We start from the raw sequence: 19,251 nt of genomic DNA on the forward strand, positions 1-19,251 counted from the left end.
CACGCGCCAGCCATCACGTTCACAAGGAGTGAAACAGACGCATTCAACGCAGTGAAATATTTTGCCTGCTCATTAGTGAAAACGTTGTTTTTCAGAGCAGTATGTGTGAATTGAAGCTTCTAGATCTTCCTTCATTTCAAACTTCGGGGAACATTATGAAGCTTCGATCACTTGCCGTTTGTTTGGCCTCCATGCTAGTGCCATTGGCGGCCCACGCTGCCCCTGTTTCACCAAAGGTGATGGTCGTCACCATGTTTGACGGTGAGACACAACCGTGGTTGGACAATCTGGACCTGTCTCAACAGATTGCTGTTCCGGGTCTGCCTGCCTCAAACAATACCGTGGCCTGCAATGACGACTTGTGCGTCATGACAACGACCATGGGCTATGCGAATGCAGCCAGCTCGACACTGGCGGTGGCGTTGTCTGAACAGTTCGATCTATCGCAGACCTACTTCCTGATCGCGGGTATTGCTGGCGTCGACCCAAACAAGGGCACATTGGGATCAGCCGCATGGGCCGACTATGTAGTGGACGCGGGCCTGTTTCACCGCATCGATGACCGGGAAGCCCCGAAAGACTGGGACAGCCAAATTCTGGAACTTGGCGCACAAGCCCCGGGCGAAAAGCCCAAATGGGCCGCTGGCTCAGAAGTGTTCAAGCTGAACCCGGCACTGATTGAAAAAGCCTTTTCAGTCACTGAAGGCGTCGCGCTTGCCGACGGCGACACGGCTGCAGCCTATCGTGCAAACTACCCGCAAGAGGCCGCAAAGGCTCAACCAACGGTAATGATCTGCAGTTCTGTTTCGGCCGATACCTATTGGCATGGCGCCATTACTGCAGCTGAGGTAAGTGCTCACACAGCGCTGTTGACCGACGGCGAAGCTGAATACTGCATGAGCCAGATGGAAGACAATGCCACACTGACTGCGTTGCAGCGGGGCGCGGAAGCCGGAAAGCTGGACTTCTCTCGTGTGGCCGTGTTGCGCACAGCTTCCAACTTTGACCGGCAGAATCCAGAGCAAACGGCTGCCGAGTCGCTGGCTGCCAACTCCGGCGGCTTTGGCCCAGCGAAGGAAAACGCCTTTCGCGTAGGCAATGCCTTTGCGCAGGACATCATCGCCAACTGGAACGTCTATAGCGACGGCCTGAGCAAGTAAGACCTCTTTGATCAGGCCTGGCCTCCACCAAGCCTGATCACCCCTCCCCGCCTCATCTGGAGGGCGAAGACTGGATCCGGTCACGGGCCCTTGTTGTAAGCCCTAGTTCTATTTGCCAAGCGAACGGGGCGCGCATGTACCTTGTCAGCAGTCCTGAAACGTCATAGCAACTGGTACAAATGGCCTCTGGCCCTTGTCCTATCCTTCAGACTATCAGGTCCCAAATGACATTTCCCCGTCCAGCAGCTGCGCCCGTCTTGACGAGTGATCGTCTCGTCTTAAGGCCCTTGAGGCCAGACGATCTTGATGCCAGCCATGCTCTTTGGTGCGAAGAATCTGTTTACCGCTTCATTTCCGGCAAGCCTTCAAACAGACAAGACTGCTGGTTTCGCCTGCTCAACTTTGTCGGCATGTGGTCCATGATGGGATTTGGCTACTGGGCAGTTGAACACCGGGAAACCGGCGATTACGTTGGCGAAGTCGGATTTGCCGATTTCAAGCGCGCGCTTTCCGTTGACATCGAAGGGCATCCTGAGATGGGCTGGATACTCTCTCCAAGATTCTTCGGTCAGGGCTTGGGTCATGAAGCTGTCAGTTGCGCGTTGCAATGGGCGCAAGAAACCCTGCCTTTTGATAAGGTTTTCTGCATCATAGCTCCAGAGAACCAAGCTAGTGCCCGCCTTGCGCAACGCGCTGGTTTCGTTCAGCAGAGCGAGCCCGTTGTGTTCAACGAAGCACCAACTTTGTTTTTTCGCCGGCCTCTGGACCGCAACACTCAGAGCTGACCTTACCCTCCATACCTCTGCCCAGCTTGCCCTTTGACCGGGTTATCTATATGCACATAGCGAAACCGCAAGCAGATGGCGACATGCAGAAATACGACAAGATCTACAAACACAACCCGGAGTATTTCGGGCATACTTCCAAACAGTTCACAACCATGTTCAACAATCTCGACTTTGATGCCGGGCTTGTTCTGGATCTGGGTGCAGGTCAAGGGCGCGATGCCGTGTACCTCGCCAACCGAGGTCACCATGTCATTGCCGTGGACACTTCTGCCGTGGGCCTGGAGCAACTGCGCGAACGCATTGAAGCCGAGCACCTCTCGATTGAAACGGTTCACACAGACGCCATTGGCTATGCGCCTCAACACCAGTTTGACGCGATTGTATGTGACCGCTTTTTCCACGAGTTGGCCTCCAACACACGGGTCCGTGTCTTGGAGAAGTATATCGGGCACCTGAAGAGCGATGGCTATCTATTGATCGCCGATGACAAGAGCGTGTTGCCGCAGTTACGCGATTCCCTCAAAAAGCATGGATTCGAGTTCATCCGGGACAAGAACGGCATCTTGTTTGCGCTCAAGCCCTAATTTTCTGCATTCAAGATTTGTGAGCCCGTCTTGGTGGCTCACATCCCATCACAGTATTGTCAGCGAGTGGGCCGATCATTGTCCGGTCTAGCAGTACCATTGCACCTTGATATGGACAATTGAGGCGCACTCCTTGCTTTTTGCTGAACAATTTCCAAAGATTTTGCTGAAAGTGCCACAATCGTTCACACATTATGAACGGTACGTTCAGTTGCAATTTCATCAGAACCACACAATATCCCATCATGGTTTTTACGCAGTTCGCGTAGAGCAACTGAGAAACAAGAGGGTACTTGACCATGATGAAACGCCTTGCAGCCGTCGCTTTGACGACCGCTTTGTTTTCGGCTCCTGCGCTGGCCGAGCCGGTTGAATACGAGTTCGACATGTCCCATGCGAACATCGCGTTCAGCTACAACCACTTGGGTTACTCCACCACAGATGGGCGTTTTGGTGACTGGGAAGGTACGCTTGTTATCGATGAAGACGCGCCGGAAAACTCCAGCGTAGAGATCATCATCGACATGAACAGCATCGACACTTTCTGGGAAGAGCGGGATGCTCATCTGAAGTCTGCTGACTTTTTCAATGTGGAAGCCAATCCAACGGCCACCTTCAAGAGCACCAAAGTTGAGCAAGTGGATGAAGATGAACTGGAAATCACTGGCGATCTGACAATCAACGGGCAAACACGGGAAACCGTTCTGGAAGTGGACGTCAACAAGATGGCCGAGCATCCGATGTTGAAGAAACCAGCTGTCGGCTTCACTGCCACGACAACGGTGCTGCGCTCCGAGTTTGGCATGGACAAGTTCGTGCCCTATGTCAGCGATGAAGTGGACATCGTGATCAACGCCGAAGCCCTGATCAAATAAACCAAACAGGAATGGGGCATCTCTGTGGTGCCCCTCCTTGTGCCGAGGTCGAACATGATCAAAAACACACACAGGACCTATGGCCTGATTGCCATCACGTTCCACTGGCTAATGGCGCTGATGATTATTGGTCTGCTTGGTCTCGGGCTGTACATGGTGGATCTTCCCCTAACCGACCAACGCACCTTTGAACTTTACCAGCTGCACAAATCATTTGGCTTCGTCATTCTGGTTCTGGCTGTTCTGAGGTTGGTGTGGCGCACCGTGAACCCATCTCCCAAACTGCCAGAGACAATGCCGTTTCTTGAGCGTATGGCGGCCCATCTTGGCCACGCTGGCCTCTATGGACTGATGCTGTTTCTGCCCCTGTCCGGCTGGCTCATGGTGTCTGCCTCACCTTGGGGTGTGCCTACTGTCATTTTCGACAGCTTCACCTTGCCTCACCTTCCGGTGCCAGACTTTTTGGGAACAAAGGAAACGGCTGAGGCTACTTTGAAAACGGTTCATGAATGGGGCGCCTATCTCTTGATTGCCCTGATCGTTTTGCACATCGCGGCCGCCCTCAAACATCACTTTATTTCGCGAGACGATGTACTGCGCCGGATGACCCGCCCCAGCTAACTTCCTGACCGCACAAAAGACATCCAAAGGACCCTGCCATGTCATCCTTCAATTCTCTCCGCGCTGCTGGCCTTCTTGCCGTGAGTCTGATCGTTTCCACGCCGGCGTTGGCCATGGACTGGACGGTGAACTCGGAAAAAAGCAGTTTGAGCTTTGAAACCACCCAAAATGGTCAGCCCCTGACCGGAACTTTCGGCACCTGGGACGCGGCGATTTCGCTTGACCCGAACACTCCGGAGACGGGATCCATCGAAGCCACCATTTCAACCGGTAGCGCCGATACAGGCAATGGTCAGATAAACGGCACGCTGACAAGTGATGCCTGGTTCAATTCGTCAGCCTATCCTGATGCAGTGTTTTCCTCCGACGAGATAGTGGCAACAACCGGCAATCGCTACGAAGCACGCGGTACACTGACCATTCGCGGCATATCCGTGCCATTGACCTTGCCGTTTACGCTTTCGGTTGAAGGGGATGAGGCGCACGCCACCGCACAAGTGGCATTGATGCGTTCCTCCTTCGAGATGGGACAGGACATCTCTGCTGATACGGTGCCGGACAAGGTAGCCGTTACGCTTGATCTTTGGGCAACGCGCTGAACGGAGGACTTATCCACGAGGACGCAAGGTAAGCACTTTGCCTAATCGGTTTAATTTCCAAAGAACGGGCCGGAGCGCTTTGCGCATCCGGCCTTTTGATTATACAACCCTTGTGAACAGAAGACCGCAGGGTCCAACTTGCTGCAAAAACCAGAGATTTCGTCATGTCAGAAAACCGTCCTCCAGACTATGTCCACTCGCCTCTGTTTCCCTTGGGAGAAGACCAGACCCGCTACCGCAAACTCACTGACGCTCATGTGAGCACGACAGAGTTTGATGGTGAGACCGTTCTCAAGGTGGAACAGGAAGGCCTTCGACTGTTGGCGGAGGAGGCATTCAAGGACATCAATCACTATTTGCGTGAAGGTCATTTGAAGCAGCTCCGCGCAATTCTGGAGGACCCAGAGGCGACCGAGAATGACAAGTTCGTAGCCTATGATCTTTTAAAGAACGCCAATATCGCCTCTGCAGGTGTTCTGCCCATGTGCCAGGACACAGGGACAGCCATTATCATGGGCAAGAAAGGTCGACGGGTCTGGACCAACGGACGTGATGAAGAAGCGTTGGGTGAAGGCGCAAGGGATGCGTACTTCCACAAGAACCTAAGGTATTCCCAGTTGGCACCACTTGCGATGTTCGAGGAAAAGAACACCAAGAACAACATGCCTGCCCAGATCGATCTCTACAGCGAGGGCGAGGATGCCTACAAGTTCCTGTTCATGGCCAAAGGCGGCGGGTCTGCAAACAAGACCTTCCTCTATCAGGGTACGCCAAGCCTTCTGACCCATGACCGGATGATCGACTTCCTGAAAGAGAAGATTTTGACACTCGGCACGGCCGCCTGCCCGCCGTATCACCTTGCGATCGTGATCGGAGGCACATCCGCAGAAATGAACCTGAAGACGGTCAAGCTGGCTTCGGCGCGATATCTGGATGGATTGCCGACGCAGGGCTCCGAACTGGGCCATGCATTCCGCGATCTCGACATGGAAGCGGTGATACACAAACTGACCCAGTCCACGGGCGTTGGGGCACAGTTTGGTGGGAAGTACTTCTGCCACGATGTGCGGGTCATTCGTCTGCCGCGCCACGGCGCCTCCCTGCCCATTGGTATCGGGGTCTCATGCTCTGCAGACCGTCAGGCAACCGGCAAGATCACCAAGGACGGTATTTTCCTTGAGGAGCTGGAACGCCACCCTGAAAAATACATGCCGGAGGTCACCGACGCAGACCTCGGGGATGATGTGGTGAAGATTGATCTGACGCGGCCCATGCCCGAGATCCTCGGTGAGTTGACCAAGCATCCCATCAAGACGCGGCTGTCTTTGACCGGACCGTTGATCGTGGCGCGAGATCTTGCTCACTCCAAATTGCGGGAGCGACTGGAGAGCGGAGAACCGCTGCCAGATTATATCAAGAACCATCCGGTATACTATGCGGGCCCGGCCAAGACCCCTGAGGGCATGCCTTCGGGCTCGTTCGGACCAACGACCGCCGGCCGGATGGACGCCTATGTAGACCAGTTTCAGGCTGCGGGCGGGTCCATGGTGATGCTGGCAAAGGGGAACCGCTCGGCTCAGGTACGGCGGGCGTGTCAGGCCCATGGTGGTTTTTATCTCGGCTCCATTGGCGGACCGGCAGCCCGTCTGGCTCAAGACTGCATCAAAAAGGTGGAGGTGCTGGAGTTCGAAGAGTTGGGCATGGAAGCGGTCTGGAAAATTGAGGTTGAGGATTTCCCTGCTTTCATCGTAATTGATGACAAGGGCAATGATTTCTTCAAGGAGCTCAATCTGGGCTGACCATTGTGGCGGACGATCATGTTGCGATCCGTCCGCCGCCTCTTTTCAAGCTTAGCGAATTTCATTCAACATCGACGCATTTTGAATCTTTTTGTCTCTGACCGGTTTTTAACCGGATTTATGCGAATGCGATGTGATTTTATTAATTACACCAGAGACTTCCTCCCCTGACATCTGCACACGCGCAGCTTGCGTTAACGGCTTTGCAACAGAGCGGTGACAGCTTACAGTAACTTGACGCAGAGACACCCTCATGTAGTCGAGAATAATAAAACATAATTACAGGGGATCACTATGCTCAGATTTCTCGCCATTGCGGCCATTGTGTTGTCCGCTGGTTACGCGAGCACAACCGTGCAGGCCGCAAGCGGCAAATTCTTCGACCCGGCAACGAAACAGTGGGTTTCCTATGGAACCGCCCGCCATGGAAAATCACCCATTAAACGACAAATGGTGAACTACTACGGCCCCCACAGTCCCGGCACCATTGTTGTCAACACGTCAGAGCGGCGCTTGTATCACGTCTATCCCGGTGGCAAAGCCATGAAATACGGGGTTGGCGTTGGCCGGGAGGGGTTCCAGTGGTCCGGAACCCACCGCATCAGTCGCAAGGCCGAGTGGCCGGGATGGACACCGCCTGCTGTCATGCGCGAAAGAGAGCGCCGCAAGGGCCGGATCCTGCCTGCCTACATGGAAGGTGGCCCCAACAACCCTCTGGGCGCCCGTGCGCTTTACATCGGGTCGACCATTTATCGCATTCATGGCTCCAATGAGCCTTGGACAATCGGCTCTGCCGTTTCCTCAGGCTGCATCCGCTTGGCCAACGAAGACGTGATCCATCTCTACGAAAACGTACGGGTGGGCTCCAAAGTTGTTGTGGTGCGATAATAACACTCAACCATCCGACTTTATTTCCTGTGCCCTGTCCGCTTACGGACAGGGCCTTTTTCTTGCCCTCCGCCGACGTCAGGAGCGGCTCAACCCCTTTTCCTCCAGTTCCTTCAGGTAGCGTGCCCAAAGGGACTCCCGCTGTTCATCCAGTTCCTTGAAATAGGCCCATGTAAAGATCCCGGTATTGTGGAGGTCGTCAAATACCAGTTTGACCGCATAGTTGCCGACAGGTTCCACAGCGATGATTTCAACATGCGCCTTGCCGGCTACGGTCTTGCGTTGATGCGGCGCATGCCCCTGCACCTCTGCACTGGGCGAGTTCACCCTCAAAAACTCAGAGGTAAACTCCACAGGCTCGCGATCTTCGTAGGACACAACCAGGTGTTTTCTGTCCTTCTTCAATCGTATTTCGGTGGGCCATGGCACGGTCTCGGTTGCCAACGTATCACTCCGCATTTTATTGGTTGTATCCTGTCATGTGGGGCACCCTTCAAGTAAATGTCAATGCTTGCCCGTTGACGCTGGTTGGGATCACTCTAAACTACGGTGATCTTCACGCGATAGACAGGTTCAGGGAGGGGCTCGGTGGATCCAGAAATTCGCATTCCTCAGGCACAGCAGCCAGCGCTCGTCGATCCATTCGGCCGTAAGGTTACCTATCTCAGAGTTTCCGTGACGGACCGATGCGATTTCCGCTGCCTCTACTGCATGGCCGAGGACATGACCTTTCTGCCCAAAAGAGAAGTTCTCTCATTGGAAGAACTGGACCGCTTGTGCAGTGCCTTCATCGACAAGGGTGTTCGAAAGCTACGCCTCACCGGCGGCGAACCTCTGGTGCGCAAGAACATCATCAGCTTGATCCGTTCCCTTTCCCGTCACCTGGAAAGCGGCGCTCTGGATGAACTGACCCTGACCACAAACGGCTCTCAACTGGCCCGTTTTGCGCAGGACTTGGCGGCCTGCGGCATCAAGCGGGTTAATGTCTCCCTCGACACGCTGAATCCAGCCAAGTTCAGGGAAATCACGCGGTGGGGAGATTTGGCAAAGGTGCTGGACGGCATTGACGCTGCCGTAGCCGCTGGACTCAAGGTCAAGATCAATGCGGTAGCGCTGAAAGGCTTCAACGAGCACGACCTTCACGCCATGATGGAATGGGCCCATGGTGAAGGTCACGATTTCACCTTGATCGAAACAATGCCGCTTGGAGAAATTGACGGCGAGCGCGTTGACCAGTATCTGCCGCTTGATCAGGTGCGCCGCCAACTTGAGCAACACTTTACGCTGACCCCTCTCCCCTACAAAACAGGCGGTCCGGCCCGCTATTTTGGTGTGGCAGAAACGGGTGGTCGCCTCGGGCTGATTACCCCCCTCACGCACAATTTCTGTGAGGGCTGCAACCGCGTACGCGTCACCTGCACCGGGCAATTGTTCATGTGCTTGGGACAGGAGGATAACGCGGATCTCAGGGCGCCGCTGCGGGCCTCAGAAGGGAATGAGTTGCTGTCACAGGCCATTGAGGAAGCAATAAGCCGGAAACCAAAAGGCCATGACTTCGTCATTGACCGAGACACAAAAAAACCGGCTGTCTCACGTCACATGAGCGTTACCGGCGGGTAGGTTCGTATCACGAGTGAAAAACCCGCCAGCATATGCTGGCGGGTTTTTTTTGAAAGACTAATTTGTCGGTTTTGAACCGTCGAGCTTTGTCGATACGGCCGAGAAAAAGCCATCAAGGCTAGAGCCAAGCGCAGTTACCCCACCAACAATAGCCAAAGCGATAAGAGCAGCGATCAGACCATATTCGATTGCGGTCGCACCGGACTCGTCTTTCAGAAACTTTGCAAACATGTATTTTACTCCAACTGAACCCTAATTGCCCCTTTGGTCCTGAGGGCATGTCTGCAAGGTACTGGCAGGTTTCTTGCCAAAATCTAAATTTTTACTGGGTTGAATCTACAAGTACAATTTGAAGGTGCCACGCCCCAGAACGGAGACATATGATGTTAGGCACACATATTTCAACTAATTGAAAAACATAGGTTTTTATCTATTTTGATGCAAACCGGACATGTTTACCCTTGATTAACCACGCCTTAAAAACACTGTGTTTTGAATACCCTAACGTTTGATGGAGCGTGCTGGACGTGCGGTGGCGGGGCGACTCGGCGCCCCTTCACCCGCTCATTCTTAACGGCGCTTGAACAACCAGCGCAGTGCTGCCAGTGCCGCTTTTGATCTGGCCCGTTGTCCTCTGAGCAGTAGTTGGTTCATGGATTGACCATTGATGCTCGATGGCGATGCAAAGTGATGGACATTCATTGTCTCGTCTCCAGTAAAGACAGGTCCGTTCGTGGGACCATTTCCAGCCAGAGGGACGCGCAGCACCCGACCGGCGAACAGCATGGCGCAGACCATCTGCGCCATGAAAAGGGATCACGCAGAAGCCGGCGCCCCCGGCGTTGCCACCGGGATGTCGGTTGTTTCTTTCTGCTGTTTTAGCGCGCTGGTGCGTTCGGCTGCCTGTTCTGCCCGCAACCGCATGCGTTCGCGGTGAACGGTGTATAGGCCCGAGCCCACCACAATGACCATGCCCAGCATGGTGATAGCATCGGGGAAGGTGCCCCACACAAGGACGCCGATGCCGGTAGCCCAAAGCAGACCGGTGTAGCGCATGGGAGCTACCGCCACGAGTTCACCCAAACGGTTGGACACGATCGCAAAATAGTAAGCACCGATGATGAAGGCGGAAGATCCGAGCACAGGCCACAAATACCATGTGTCCACCTGAACCCAGTCTTCGGTGACGCCAAGGCCCAATCCCATGAAGGTTACGGCGCCACATACAACAAAAGTAACACCGAAGGACGGAAGCCCCTTGGGCATACGGCGCGTGACCAGATCGCGGCACGCCATGAAGAACACGGCAGCAATGGCCAGCAAGGCCCAGGCATCAAAACCATCCAGGCCGGGCTGGATGATCAGCATAACGCCCACGAAACCGAAAGCGACGGCGCTCCAACGGCGCCAGCCAACCACTTCGCCGTAAACCATGGCTGCTCCGGCCGTCACCATGAGCGGCATCGCCTGCAGCATGGCCGTGGCGTTGGCCATGGGCATGTGCGTGAGCGCGGTGAGGTACATCATGGACCCGATGACCTCCAGCAGCGCACGCGCCAGCACGACCGGATGAAACAGCTGCCACCCTATCTTGAACTGACCAAGATAGAGGCAGAGCCCCCCCATCACCGCCGTCGTGACCAATCCACGCAAGAAGATCACCTGCCCCAGTGGCATGGTTTGTGCGGTATATTTCAGTGTTGCATCATTGAACATAAAAAACGCGGTGGACAAGAACATTGCCAGCAACGCGCGGCCATTTTCCTTGGCAAGCATTCCCAGGGCACTCCAAATCTCTGGGCTTCATCCCTGCCGAACAGCAGCTTCATCCGGTTGCTTTCACCCCCCAGACAGCTATCCGACTTTCGTAGAGTACCGTAACGCGAATTAGCTCCATTTAAGACGTGACAATGTGCCGCCTTAAGGCCATTTTATGTTGAAATATCAGATATTTAGATAGTTTTACGCGGTAGTGTTTAAACGTATGAGCGCTGCGCCTATACAAATCTGTCCGTAATAACCGCAAGGCGGCCCCTGATCGGGGCCGCCAGATAGCATGACTGCGACAATCTTATTCGATGACGATTCTCGGCGCTGGTTTGCTCAAGCCGGCCTCGCCCGTTTCCAGAGAGGTTCGAATATGCTCGGCTATGGTCAGGTACGCCTGAGCAACTGCGCCTTCGGGATGCGCAATCACCACAGGGCGGCCTTGATCCGATTGAACGCGCAATTCCATGGTCAACGGTATTTCACCCAAGAACGGCACCTGAAGTTTCTGGGCCTCTTCCCGCGCGCCGCCATGCCCGAAAATCTCGTGACGACTGCCACAATCCGGGCATATGAAATGGCTCATGTTCTCGATGATCCCGATGACCGGAATGCTAACCTTTTGGAACATTGCTGTTCCGCGGCGTGCATCCAACAGCGCCAGATCCTGAGGCGTTGAAACAATGACACTCCCCGTCAAAGGTACCTTTTGAGCCATGGTCAATTGAACATCGCCGGTGCCGGGCGGCATGTCCACCACCAACACATCCAGCTCGCCCCACGCAACCTCTCGCAGCATCTGGTTCAATGCAGAGGTCACCATGGGGCCGCGCCAGATCATGGCTGTTTCTTCATCCACGAGGAAACCGATGGACATCAATTTGATGCCATACGCTTCCATTGGCTTCATGACGCGACCTTCAAGAACCTCCGGCTTTCCAGAAACACCCATGAGCTTGGGAATGGACGGTCCATAAATGTCCGCGTCAAGCAGCCCTACCCGCAATCCCAACTCCGATAGCGCCAGCGCCAGGTTAACGCTTGTGGTGGACTTGCCCACGCCACCTTTGCCCGATGCAACAGCGATGATCTTTGAAATGCCGGGTACATCCAACTGAGCGGAACTGCCCGTTTTTCCAGAGGCGGCAGTAGCGGCCGGACCAGAGGGAGCGGATCCGCCACCGGTCAACGGCGGCGTTGAAGACGATGCCGCAGGTTGGCCGGGAACGCGTTCTGCGGTCAAAGCAGCCATGACCTTTTCCACGCCTGGCAGTACGGACACGACCTTTTCGGCGGCTTTTCTCATGCCTTCCAGTTTCGGTGCCTGTTCTGCGGGCACCTTGATAGAAAACACCACCCGTCCCTGAAGGATTGAAATGTCACCGACCAAGCCCTTGTCCACGATATTGCTTTCACCAGACGGGTCTTTCACCTGCTTGAGGACTTCCAGTATTCTATCCTGCGAGAGATCGTCCACTTTCCCGCGTCCTTTCTTCCAAAACATGCCCCGCGTCCTTTGCCTTTAAAGAGCCTTGTGCCCGTTTTTGCGCCGTGATGGCTGTTTGATCCTATGCCCCGTGATGTAGGCCCCCAGCAGGCAGATGTCACGGGGAGAGTTGTGGAGAGTTTTGCAGAGCTGCGCTTTGAAGTACCTGTGTTTGTCCCCAGCTGTCCATAACAACTCAGAACAACTATCCATTCAGAAATAAGTATCTGAAGTAATTTGGAACTCTACGCGCAAATGATAGAAAATAATTCATCCTATTAGCAAATTGGAAACCGTACCGCTCTACTGTCAAAACAGGTTCAGGAGGAGCATATGGCGGTATCCCAACTCTGTTATCGAAGCCGAATTCACTGGCCCGCACTCAAGCATGATCTTGAGGCGGAGATGGACCTCACGTTAACCCGCATTCGCCGCATCAATTCACGGGTTGGCGTTACTGGTGCACTCATCCTGACCGATACGCACATTTTCCAGCTTCTGGAAGGCCCCTGGACTGCGGTCAAGCACACGTTCGAGTGTGTCTTGCAGGACCGACGCCACAGCCACCTGACAGTTGTGCATAACAGCGCCCATGATCATCAGCTTTTTTGTGGCGCCTGGATGCAATTTTTTGACCTGCGAAAGGATGAAATTCGTCCGTCGCAGTTGACACACCATCTGGCCGGAGCTGAAGAACGTCTCCACCGTGATGAAATCATGGATCTTTTCTACCTTCTCTCCCTAACACTATCAGAAGGCCGCATCACGCAACGCGTTTCATTGATGTAAGAGACGTAACAAACAAGAAATAACGTGTTGCGCATCACAGTGCGGCCTTTTTTTACACGCATATGTTGAAAAGGCCTCGGGTTTACCTTGATGGTCGGCATGCGTTAATATTTTTCAATCATAGTGCGACTTAGCAATGACCTGCGAAACGATGTGGCCCCTGATGCAAGCGACAAACCGACCCCAGCGGCCCTTGAGGGGACAGGGAACATGACCGTGACCCAACCGCGGACGCAACGCATCGTTGGCTGCATTCTGTGTGGCGGGCAATCGCGCCGGATGGGAGGACAAGACAAATCCCTTTTGCAGTTGAACGGCCGATCGTTGATTGAAATTGCATTTGATCGGCTCCGCCCTCAGGTGAAAAGCGTTGTCGTCAGCGTTAACAATCCCAGTTCCTCCCACGAAGCGCTCGGGGCCCCGTTGATCCGCGATAGTTTGCCTGGCCACCTAGGACCGATGGCTGGCGTGCTCTCTGCCATGGAGTGGGCCAAAACGCATGAGCCGGATGCCAAGTGGGTACTGAGCATAGCAGCTGACACACCTTTTTTCCCGCTGGACCTTGCGGAAAAGCTTGCAGAGCCTGCAGGTAGCATCGTGCCGCTGATTACCGTTGCGAAGTCCCGCAAGGAAGTACATCCCACCTTTGCGTTGTGGCCGGTCTATCTCGCCGATGATGTACGGACCTATCTGCTGACTGGCGGCCGGAGCGTGAAAGGGTTCATGCGAGATCGGACGCCTCCAGTCATCTCGTTTGGTGGCCCGATGGTAGACGGCATCGAACTCGATCCATTCTTCAACATCAACACGCCGCAAGATCTTCGTGTGGCCGAGATTGCAGACTCCAGTCTCATCGAAGAAATCTCGTTCGGGTAGCCCCCCTTTCTTCGCTAGCCACCAAACCGCGAAGCCTCAGAGCCAGGCACATCTCCGCTCCACCCAGCAAAGCCATCTGTCACAGTATTCAGTAAGATTTCATGAGTGTCTTGATGTGCAGCCAAGCGTATCTTGGCCATGGCGCTTGCGGTTTGACACGAGATTCGCAGCTCTCCTTAAGTCAATTCATTCAACACGACCCAACCCCGCGCGATATTTTCCCCAATTCCGGCAATTTGCCGGAAATATAAGCACAGCAACTATCCATTTGACGAATGTTTACGCGGCTCAACCGTCAATAAGCTTGATTGGCAGGCCGAATTGATGTGAACTGGTAATCGGGTAACGAGGGGAGCAACTCCACACGAACCCTCAACGATAAACATCAGGGGAATAAAGATGCGTTTTTTGCGTTTTGCTGCCGTAGCGGCTCTGGCCGTCGCGACCATCGGAGGAGCACATGCCAAGGAATGGACCAAGGTGCGTATGGGTACCGAGGGAGCCTATCCTCCATTCAACTATACGACCGCCGATGGCAAACTGGTCGGGTTTGACATCGAGATCGGCAACGCACTTTGCGAAGAGTTGAAGATTGAGTGTGAATGGGTGACTCAGGATTGGGACGGCATCATTCCCGGTCTGGTCGCTGGCAAATACGACACCATTCTTGCATCCATGTCGATCACGCCCGAGCGTCAAGAGCAGATCAGCTTCTCTGAAAAGTACTACAACACCCCTCCAGCCATCGCCGTGCCGAAGGATTCCGAGCTGACCGGCATCACAATGGAAGACTTGAAGGACATCTCGATTGGTGCTCAGTCATCCACAACCCACTCGGTATATGCAGAAGAGTTCTTTACAGAGTCGGACGTTAGGCTCTATCCGACTGCTGAAGAGTACAAGCTTGACCTGGAAAGCGGTCGTGTTGATGCGGTCGTGGACGACGTGATGGTGCTGTCGCAGTGGATTGAATCTGAAGAAGGTTCTTGCTGTAAGATCCTTGGCACCCTAAAGTCCGTCCCACGGATCCATGGGGAAGGTGCCGGCATTGGTGTTCGCAAGGGCGATGAAGACTTGGCCGCCATGTTCTCCGAAGCAATCAAAGCTATCCGCGCGAACGGCAAGTACAAAGAAATCAACGATAAGTATTTCAACTTCGACGTTTACGGCGACTAAGCCCGCGCGAATACAGCCGAGTTGATGAGCGGCGGGGACCCGATCCCCGCCGCTTGGCTTAGGTGCAAGAAGGACACCTTAAGAAATGAACGAAATACTGGTGATGCTCTCGTTCGGTCCTGATGGTTGGGGGGATCAGATTGCGACGGGAGTTGTTCTCACTGTGACACTGGCGCTCGCCAGCTTGCCTTTGGGCCTTGTTATCGGCCTGATCCTCGCGCTCGCAAAAAAATCCAGCGAACCTTCCTTGCGAGCAGCAGCCGACGTTTACACGACGTTGTTCCGCGGATTGCCTGAGCTGCTCACATTGTTCCTTGTTTATTACGGCGGCCAAATCCTGATCCAACAGGTATTGAGCATGGTCGGCATCGTCCACTTCGAAGTCAGCGCGTTCGTCGCGGGCATGGTGGCGTTGTCGCTGGTATTCTCGTCTTACGCCTCTGAAGCCTTTTTGTCTGCGTTTCGCGGCATCTCGCAGGGCCAATATGAAGGCGCTCATGCGTTGGGCCTGTCGCGCTTTCAAACACTGCGCCTGATCATTCTGCCGCAATTGATCCGCCTGTCGCTGCCCGCCTTGGGAAACCTCTGGCTGATTTTGCTAAAAGACACCTCCCTCGTTTCCATTATCGGCATGAACGACATCATTCGGTATTCAAACATGGCGGCGCGTACAACCAAGGAGCCGTTCCTGTTCTTTTCGCTCGCCTGCCTGATCTATCTGGTGCTCGCCGTCATTTCCTCCTTTGGTATCTCCAGCCTTGAGAAATGGACCAAGAAGGGAGACGCGCAGAAATGACCAACAGCACGGCTGAAACGACCGCGTCCGCCCCTTCCGAAGTGACAATTGAAAAGCCGGCGCCACCAAAGCGTCGCTGGACGAAGAGCCGGATTGTAGGCCACCTTCTGATGGCACTGTGGTGTGCGGCGGGGTTCGGCATCATCTACTTCCTGATGGTGCGCAACAACGTTTCCTTCAATCTGAATTATTCCGACAGCTTCCCCTGGATCACCTCGGTAGATCTGTCTGCAGAGCCACGCTTTCTTGAACGGTATGGTATGAAGCTGATTGATGGCTTCATTATCACCTTGAAACTGGTTGGTCTGTCGCTGCTGATCGGCGCGCTGATGTCGCTGCCCCTCACGGCGATGCGCATGTCCAAGATCAAAGTGTTCTCTGCCATTTCCTATGCCTATGTCTACTTCTTCCGTGGCACGCCCATGTTGGCGCAGGTATTCCTGATCTATTATGGTGCGGGCTCATTTACCGACGAACTGCGCGACATCGGTCTTTGGTGGTTCTTCCGAGATGCATGGAACTGCGCGGTCTTGGCATTCACCTTCAACACCTCCGCCTATCAAACAGAGATCTTGCGAGGCTCGATCGAAAACGTGCCCAAAGGGCAATGGGAAGCGGCAGATGCGGTTGGCTTGCCGCGCTGGTTGATTTTCTGGAAGATCATTCTACCGCAGGCTCTTATTGTATCCCTGCGTCCTTACGGCAATGAAATCATCCTGATGATCAAAGGGTCGGCGATTGTTTCCATCATCACCATTCTTGACCTGATGGGCGAAACCCGGCGCGCTTTTTCTCGAACCTACGACTTTCAAGCATATGTCTGGGCCGCCATCATGTACCTTGTCATGGTGGAAACGCTGCGCCGGATCTGGAACCGGTTGGAAAACCGCCTGACGCGCCACCTCAAACGCTGACAGGCTACTTGATAGACACACATCGCTTGCCCTCGCATCCATTGGTGCGAGGGCTTTCTTTTTCGCGCTCGGTCATACATCGAATTGCCATTTGCGCCTCATCTGATCACCGCTACTATCAGACGCAGACTCACGAGAACCATAACTACAGAGGGTGAAATGGCGAAAGTGGCATTCATAGGCCTTGGGGTAATGGGATATCCCATGGCCGGACATCTGCGCGTAAAAGGCCAGCATGAGGTAACAGTTTACAACCGGACCACCACAAAAGCGGAAAAGTGGGCCGAGCACTATTCTGGCTCATTCCGCCAAACGCCGCGCGAAGCGGCTGAAGGGTGCGATGTTGTTTTTTGCTGTGTTGGAAACGACGATGATCTGAGAGCTGTTACCACCGGGCCGGATGGGGCGTTTCACGGCATGAAAAAATCCGCCGTGTTCGTTGATCATACAACCGCTTCGTCAGAGGTCGCTCAGGAACTGGCTGCAGTGGCCAAGGAAAGCGGTTTCAGTTTTCTGGACGCCCCGGTCTCTGGCGGGCAAGCTGGTGCGGAAAACGGCGTTCTGACGATCATGGTGGGCGGAGATGAGGAAGCCTACGATACGGCCAAGCCGATTATGGACTGTTATGGCAAAAAGATCGGATTGATGGGACCATCTGGCGCTGGACAGCAAACCAAGATGGTGAACCAGATCTGCATTGCCGGGCTCTTGCAGGGCCTTTCAGAAGGTATCCACTTTGCCGAAAAGGCTGGCCTTGATCTTGAGAAGGTCATTGGTGCCATTTCGGGCGGCGCTGCCCAATCGTGGCAGATGGAAAACCGCTGGGAAACGATGCGCGATGGGCATTACGAGCATGGATTTGCCGTCGACTGGATGCGCAAGGATCTGAACATATGCCTGAAAACCGCCGGCGAGATCGGCGCACGCTTGCCGGTTACGGCGTTGGTTGATCAGTTCTATGCTGAAGTGCAGGCCATGGGCGGGGGGCGCTGGGACACTTCCAGCCTGCTGGCCCGTATGAAAAAGGCCGACAACTGATCATCCTTCACAGATAGCCGGATCCATGGGGTCCGGCTTCTCAATTGCCATCAGGCGCCGGTTACCTTTGGCTTTTCGCTGGGCACATACGCAAGGGGCAACTCGGTCGTGTATTTGATCTGTTCCATTGCGAAGGTTGTTGACACGTCTGCGATATCAATCTTTGCGATCAACCGCTTGTAGAACGCATCGTAAGCATCGATGTCCGGCACAGCGACACGCAGCAGATAATCCACCTGCCCCGCCATGCGATAAAACTCCACAACCTCTGGAAACTCCTTGATCACGTCCGCGAACTTGCGCAGCCAATCATCGGTATGCTGGTTTGTTGTAATGGCAACAAAAGCTGTCACCTTGGCGTTGACCTTGGTGGGGTCCAAAAGCGCCACACGGCCAGTTATCACGCCATCTTCTTCGAGTTTCTGAATGCGTCGCCAGCATGGCGTCGTTGACAAGCCGACACGTCGACCGATTTCCGCAACAGGCACGGTGCAGTCTTCCTGCAGAATGGAAAGGATACGGCGGTCAATACGATCGATCATGAAATGCCTCGGAATACCTGTTGGCTGGCAGCAGCTGACTCTGAATACGCATCATATCGACTGGGTCACGCTGTGCGACGATCCATTTTTTCTATTCAGCAGAGATAATAGATCATCATTCTAATATCCAGCTGAAATCAGCGCTCCAGTTTCTCAACAACTCAACCAGAAGCCTTTAGTGTGGAAGCACTTTCTATTTGGCAGTTCAGGTTCCCACCCTGACTGTGAAACCGACCTCGGCATTCCCATGGCCCGTGCCGCTAATGCGTCGGAACTGAGGTCGCTCAGGCCACAAGCCGGGCGACCTCCTTTTTCACCAGAGGCAGCACATCGTTGGCAAACCAAGGATTTTTGTTCAGCCAGGCGTTATTGCGCCACGATGGATGCGGCAATGGAATAACAGCAGGCCCCTGCCCTTCGCGGCGGCGCTCGCAGGTCATATCCCAGATCCGCTGGTAATCAGCTACTGTTTCGCGCAATCGAGAATGAGCCAATTCTCCCAGATGATAGGCATGCGCATACGCTCCCACAGCCAACACCGTCTCCACCTGTGGCATGTGCGCAAATACGGTGTCATGCCATGTTCGGCGGCACTCCGGTCTGGGCGGCTTGTCACCCCCCTTTGCATCAAGCCCCGGAAAACAAAAACCCATCGGGACAATAGACAGACGCCTTGCATCGTAAAACACGTCTTCGCCAATGCCCATCCAATCCCGGAGTCGATCGCCCGACGGGTCCGTGAAGGGGCGCCCGGAGGCATGAACTCTGGTACCGGGCGCTTGCCCACTGACGCAGATGCGCGCGGTGGCAGAAAGCACGGCGACTGGTCGCGGCTCATGCGGCAACGGCTTACCTCGAGGCGCCTCTACACACACACGGCACCCAACAATCTTTCCATGCAATTCGGCAATCGCCTGCCGCTGAGACACCGTC

General features: G+C 54.4%; 22 protein-coding genes. 15 read left to right on the forward strand and 7 right to left on the reverse strand.

The window, feature by feature from the left end:
- Window positions 1-155 precede the first annotated feature (155 nt).
- The 8 genes from G512_RS0117970 (at window position 156) to G512_RS0118010 (ending at window position 7,314) form a co-directional block, all read left to right on the forward strand.
- Window positions 156-1,160 (forward strand): purine-nucleoside phosphorylase, encoded by a 1,005-nt coding sequence (locus G512_RS0117970; RefSeq protein ID WP_036490068.1) that lies wholly within the window; start codon window positions 156-158, stop codon window positions 1,158-1,160.
- 224 nt (window positions 1,161-1,384) lie between these two features.
- On the forward strand, window positions 1,385-1,945 hold the full coding sequence (locus tag G512_RS0117975) for a GNAT family N-acetyltransferase (protein ID WP_028482905.1): 561 nt from the start codon (window positions 1,385-1,387) through the stop codon (window positions 1,943-1,945).
- Window positions 1,946-1,995: 50 nt separating this feature from the next.
- Complete coding sequence (locus G512_RS0117980) at window positions 1,996-2,532, forward strand: class I SAM-dependent methyltransferase (protein WP_208975061.1); 537 nt, start codon at window positions 1,996-1,998, stop codon at window positions 2,530-2,532.
- 299 nt (window positions 2,533-2,831) lie between these two features.
- Window positions 2,832-3,407, forward strand: a complete 576-nt coding sequence (locus tag G512_RS0117990; RefSeq protein ID WP_208975062.1) for a YceI family protein — start codon at window positions 2,832-2,834, stop codon at window positions 3,405-3,407.
- Window positions 3,408-3,461: 54 nt separating this feature from the next.
- Window positions 3,462-4,028 carry a cytochrome b gene (locus tag G512_RS0117995; RefSeq protein WP_028482909.1) on the forward strand — a complete coding sequence of 189 codons (567 nt, stop codon included), beginning with the start codon at window positions 3,462-3,464 and terminating at the stop codon, window positions 4,026-4,028.
- A 38-nt stretch (window positions 4,029-4,066) separates the two neighbouring features.
- A complete protein-coding gene (locus G512_RS0118000; protein WP_028482910.1) occupies window positions 4,067-4,627 on the forward strand; it encodes a YceI family protein in 561 nt (186 codons plus the stop codon).
- A gap of 164 nt (window positions 4,628-4,791) precedes the next feature.
- Window positions 4,792-6,426, forward strand: a complete 1,635-nt coding sequence (locus G512_RS0118005; RefSeq protein WP_028482911.1) for a fumarate hydratase — start codon at window positions 4,792-4,794, stop codon at window positions 6,424-6,426.
- 294 nt (window positions 6,427-6,720) lie between these two features.
- Window positions 6,721-7,314: a L,D-transpeptidase gene (locus G512_RS0118010; RefSeq protein ID WP_028482912.1), complete on the forward strand. Its 594-nt coding sequence runs from the start codon at window positions 6,721-6,723 to the stop codon at window positions 7,312-7,314.
- Window positions 7,315-7,392: 78 nt separating this feature from the next.
- On the opposite strand, the gene G512_RS0118015 is transcribed toward G512_RS0118010, so the two are convergent.
- Window positions 7,393-7,773: a gamma-butyrobetaine hydroxylase-like domain-containing protein gene (locus G512_RS0118015; protein ID WP_036490071.1), complete on the reverse strand. Its 381-nt coding sequence runs from the start codon at window positions 7,771-7,773 to the stop codon at window positions 7,393-7,395.
- Window positions 7,774-7,902: 129 nt separating this feature from the next.
- On the opposite strand from G512_RS0118015, the gene moaA reads away from it, so the two are divergent.
- Window positions 7,903-8,934 (forward strand): GTP 3',8-cyclase MoaA, encoded by a 1,032-nt coding sequence (gene moaA / locus G512_RS0118020; RefSeq protein ID WP_051269599.1) that lies wholly within the window; start codon window positions 7,903-7,905, stop codon window positions 8,932-8,934.
- Between the two features lie 57 nt (window positions 8,935-8,991).
- Here the strand turns inward: moaA and G512_RS0118025 are convergent, their stop codons facing one another.
- The 4 genes from G512_RS0118025 to apbC form a co-directional block, all read right to left on the reverse strand.
- A complete protein-coding gene (locus G512_RS0118025; protein ID WP_028482915.1) occupies window positions 8,992-9,165 on the reverse strand; it encodes a Flp family type IVb pilin in 174 nt (57 codons plus the stop codon).
- Between the two features lie 339 nt (window positions 9,166-9,504).
- Complete coding sequence (locus G512_RS22675) at window positions 9,505-9,741, reverse strand: hypothetical protein (protein ID WP_143181425.1); 237 nt, start codon at window positions 9,739-9,741, stop codon at window positions 9,505-9,507.
- Between the two features lie 9 nt (window positions 9,742-9,750).
- On the reverse strand, window positions 9,751-10,710 hold the full coding sequence (locus G512_RS21760; protein WP_051269600.1) for a DMT family transporter: 960 nt from the start codon (window positions 10,708-10,710) through the stop codon (window positions 9,751-9,753).
- A gap of 295 nt (window positions 10,711-11,005) precedes the next feature.
- A complete protein-coding gene (gene apbC, locus G512_RS0118035) occupies window positions 11,006-12,178 on the reverse strand; it encodes an iron-sulfur cluster carrier protein ApbC (protein ID WP_028482916.1) in 1,173 nt (390 codons plus the stop codon).
- Window positions 12,179-12,520: 342 nt separating this feature from the next.
- Between apbC and G512_RS0118040 the strand changes: the two genes are divergently transcribed.
- From G512_RS0118040 to G512_RS0118070, 6 genes are all read left to right on the forward strand, one after another.
- The gene (locus tag G512_RS0118040; RefSeq protein WP_028482917.1) at window positions 12,521-12,976 is read left to right on the forward strand and encodes a BLUF domain-containing protein; all 456 of its coding nucleotides are present in this window, start codon (window positions 12,521-12,523) and stop codon (window positions 12,974-12,976) included.
- A gap of 210 nt (window positions 12,977-13,186) precedes the next feature.
- Window positions 13,187-13,852 (forward strand): molybdenum cofactor guanylyltransferase MobA, encoded by a 666-nt coding sequence (mobA, locus tag G512_RS0118045; protein WP_028482918.1) that lies wholly within the window; start codon window positions 13,187-13,189, stop codon window positions 13,850-13,852.
- A gap of 399 nt (window positions 13,853-14,251) precedes the next feature.
- The gene (locus tag G512_RS0118055; RefSeq protein WP_028482919.1) at window positions 14,252-15,028 is read left to right on the forward strand and encodes an ABC transporter substrate-binding protein; all 777 of its coding nucleotides are present in this window, start codon (window positions 14,252-14,254) and stop codon (window positions 15,026-15,028) included.
- A gap of 85 nt (window positions 15,029-15,113) precedes the next feature.
- Window positions 15,114-15,824 carry an ABC transporter permease gene (locus G512_RS0118060; protein WP_028482920.1) on the forward strand — a complete coding sequence of 237 codons (711 nt, stop codon included), beginning with the start codon at window positions 15,114-15,116 and terminating at the stop codon, window positions 15,822-15,824.
- Window positions 15,821-16,738 (forward strand): ABC transporter permease, encoded by a 918-nt coding sequence (locus G512_RS0118065; protein ID WP_036490074.1) that lies wholly within the window; start codon window positions 15,821-15,823, stop codon window positions 16,736-16,738. The genes G512_RS0118060 and G512_RS0118065 overlap by 4 nt, the downstream gene beginning before the upstream one ends.
- A gap of 141 nt (window positions 16,739-16,879) precedes the next feature.
- Entirely contained in the window at window positions 16,880-17,776 is an 897-nt protein-coding gene (locus tag G512_RS0118070) for an NAD(P)-dependent oxidoreductase (protein ID WP_265596924.1), read from the forward strand.
- A gap of 50 nt (window positions 17,777-17,826) precedes the next feature.
- Here G512_RS0118070 and G512_RS0118075 read toward each other — a convergent pair whose 3' ends face one another.
- Both G512_RS0118075 and G512_RS0118080 read right to left on the reverse strand, forming a co-directional pair.
- Entirely contained in the window at window positions 17,827-18,315 is a 489-nt protein-coding gene (locus G512_RS0118075) for an Lrp/AsnC family transcriptional regulator (RefSeq protein ID WP_208975077.1), read from the reverse strand.
- 287 nt (window positions 18,316-18,602) lie between these two features.
- Window positions 18,603-19,247, reverse strand: a complete 645-nt coding sequence (locus G512_RS0118080) for a uracil-DNA glycosylase family protein (RefSeq protein ID WP_051269602.1) — start codon at window positions 19,245-19,247, stop codon at window positions 18,603-18,605.
- Window positions 19,248-19,251: the final 4 nt, after the last annotated feature.

Source organism: Pseudovibrio exalbescens DSM 16456, from assembly GCF_000422785.1.
GTDB classification, from domain to species: domain Bacteria; phylum Pseudomonadota; class Alphaproteobacteria; order Rhizobiales; family Stappiaceae; genus Pseudovibrio; species Pseudovibrio exalbescens.

Excerpts from the sequence above, each read along its gene's own strand:
- G512_RS0118055 (WP_028482919.1), top strand. The coding sequence starts at position 14,252 with ATGCGTTTTTTGCGTTTTGCTGCCGTAGCGGCTCTGGCCGTCGCGACC.
- G512_RS0118005 (WP_028482911.1), top strand. The coding sequence starts at position 4,792 with ATGTCAGAAAACCGTCCTCCAGACTATGTCCACTCGCCTCTGTTTCCC.
- G512_RS0118015 (WP_036490071.1), bottom strand. The coding sequence starts at position 7,773 with ATGCGGAGTGATACGTTGGCAACCGAGACCGTGCCATGGCCCACCGAA.
- G512_RS0117980 (WP_208975061.1), top strand. The coding sequence starts at position 1,996 with ATGCACATAGCGAAACCGCAAGCAGATGGCGACATGCAGAAATACGAC.
- G512_RS0118010 (WP_028482912.1), top strand. The coding sequence starts at position 6,721 with ATGCTCAGATTTCTCGCCATTGCGGCCATTGTGTTGTCCGCTGGTTAC.
- G512_RS0118040 (WP_028482917.1), top strand. The coding sequence starts at position 12,521 with ATGGCGGTATCCCAACTCTGTTATCGAAGCCGAATTCACTGGCCCGCA.
- G512_RS0117975 (WP_028482905.1), top strand. The coding sequence starts at position 1,385 with ATGACATTTCCCCGTCCAGCAGCTGCGCCCGTCTTGACGAGTGATCGT.
- G512_RS0118065 (WP_036490074.1), top strand. The coding sequence starts at position 15,821 with ATGACCAACAGCACGGCTGAAACGACCGCGTCCGCCCCTTCCGAAGTG.
- mobA (WP_028482918.1), top strand. The coding sequence starts at position 13,187 with ATGACCGTGACCCAACCGCGGACGCAACGCATCGTTGGCTGCATTCTG.
- G512_RS0117970 (WP_036490068.1), top strand. The coding sequence starts at position 156 with ATGAAGCTTCGATCACTTGCCGTTTGTTTGGCCTCCATGCTAGTGCCA.
- G512_RS22675 (WP_143181425.1), bottom strand. The coding sequence starts at position 9,741 with ATGGCGCAGATGGTCTGCGCCATGCTGTTCGCCGGTCGGGTGCTGCGC.
- G512_RS0117995 (WP_028482909.1), top strand. The coding sequence starts at position 3,462 with ATGATCAAAAACACACACAGGACCTATGGCCTGATTGCCATCACGTTC.
- G512_RS0118025 (WP_028482915.1), bottom strand. The coding sequence starts at position 9,165 with ATGTTTGCAAAGTTTCTGAAAGACGAGTCCGGTGCGACCGCAATCGAA.
- G512_RS0118000 (WP_028482910.1), top strand. The coding sequence starts at position 4,067 with ATGTCATCCTTCAATTCTCTCCGCGCTGCTGGCCTTCTTGCCGTGAGT.
- G512_RS0117990 (WP_208975062.1), top strand. The coding sequence starts at position 2,832 with ATGATGAAACGCCTTGCAGCCGTCGCTTTGACGACCGCTTTGTTTTCG.
- G512_RS21760 (WP_051269600.1), bottom strand. The coding sequence starts at position 10,710 with ATGCTTGCCAAGGAAAATGGCCGCGCGTTGCTGGCAATGTTCTTGTCC.
- G512_RS0118060 (WP_028482920.1), top strand. The coding sequence starts at position 15,114 with ATGAACGAAATACTGGTGATGCTCTCGTTCGGTCCTGATGGTTGGGGG.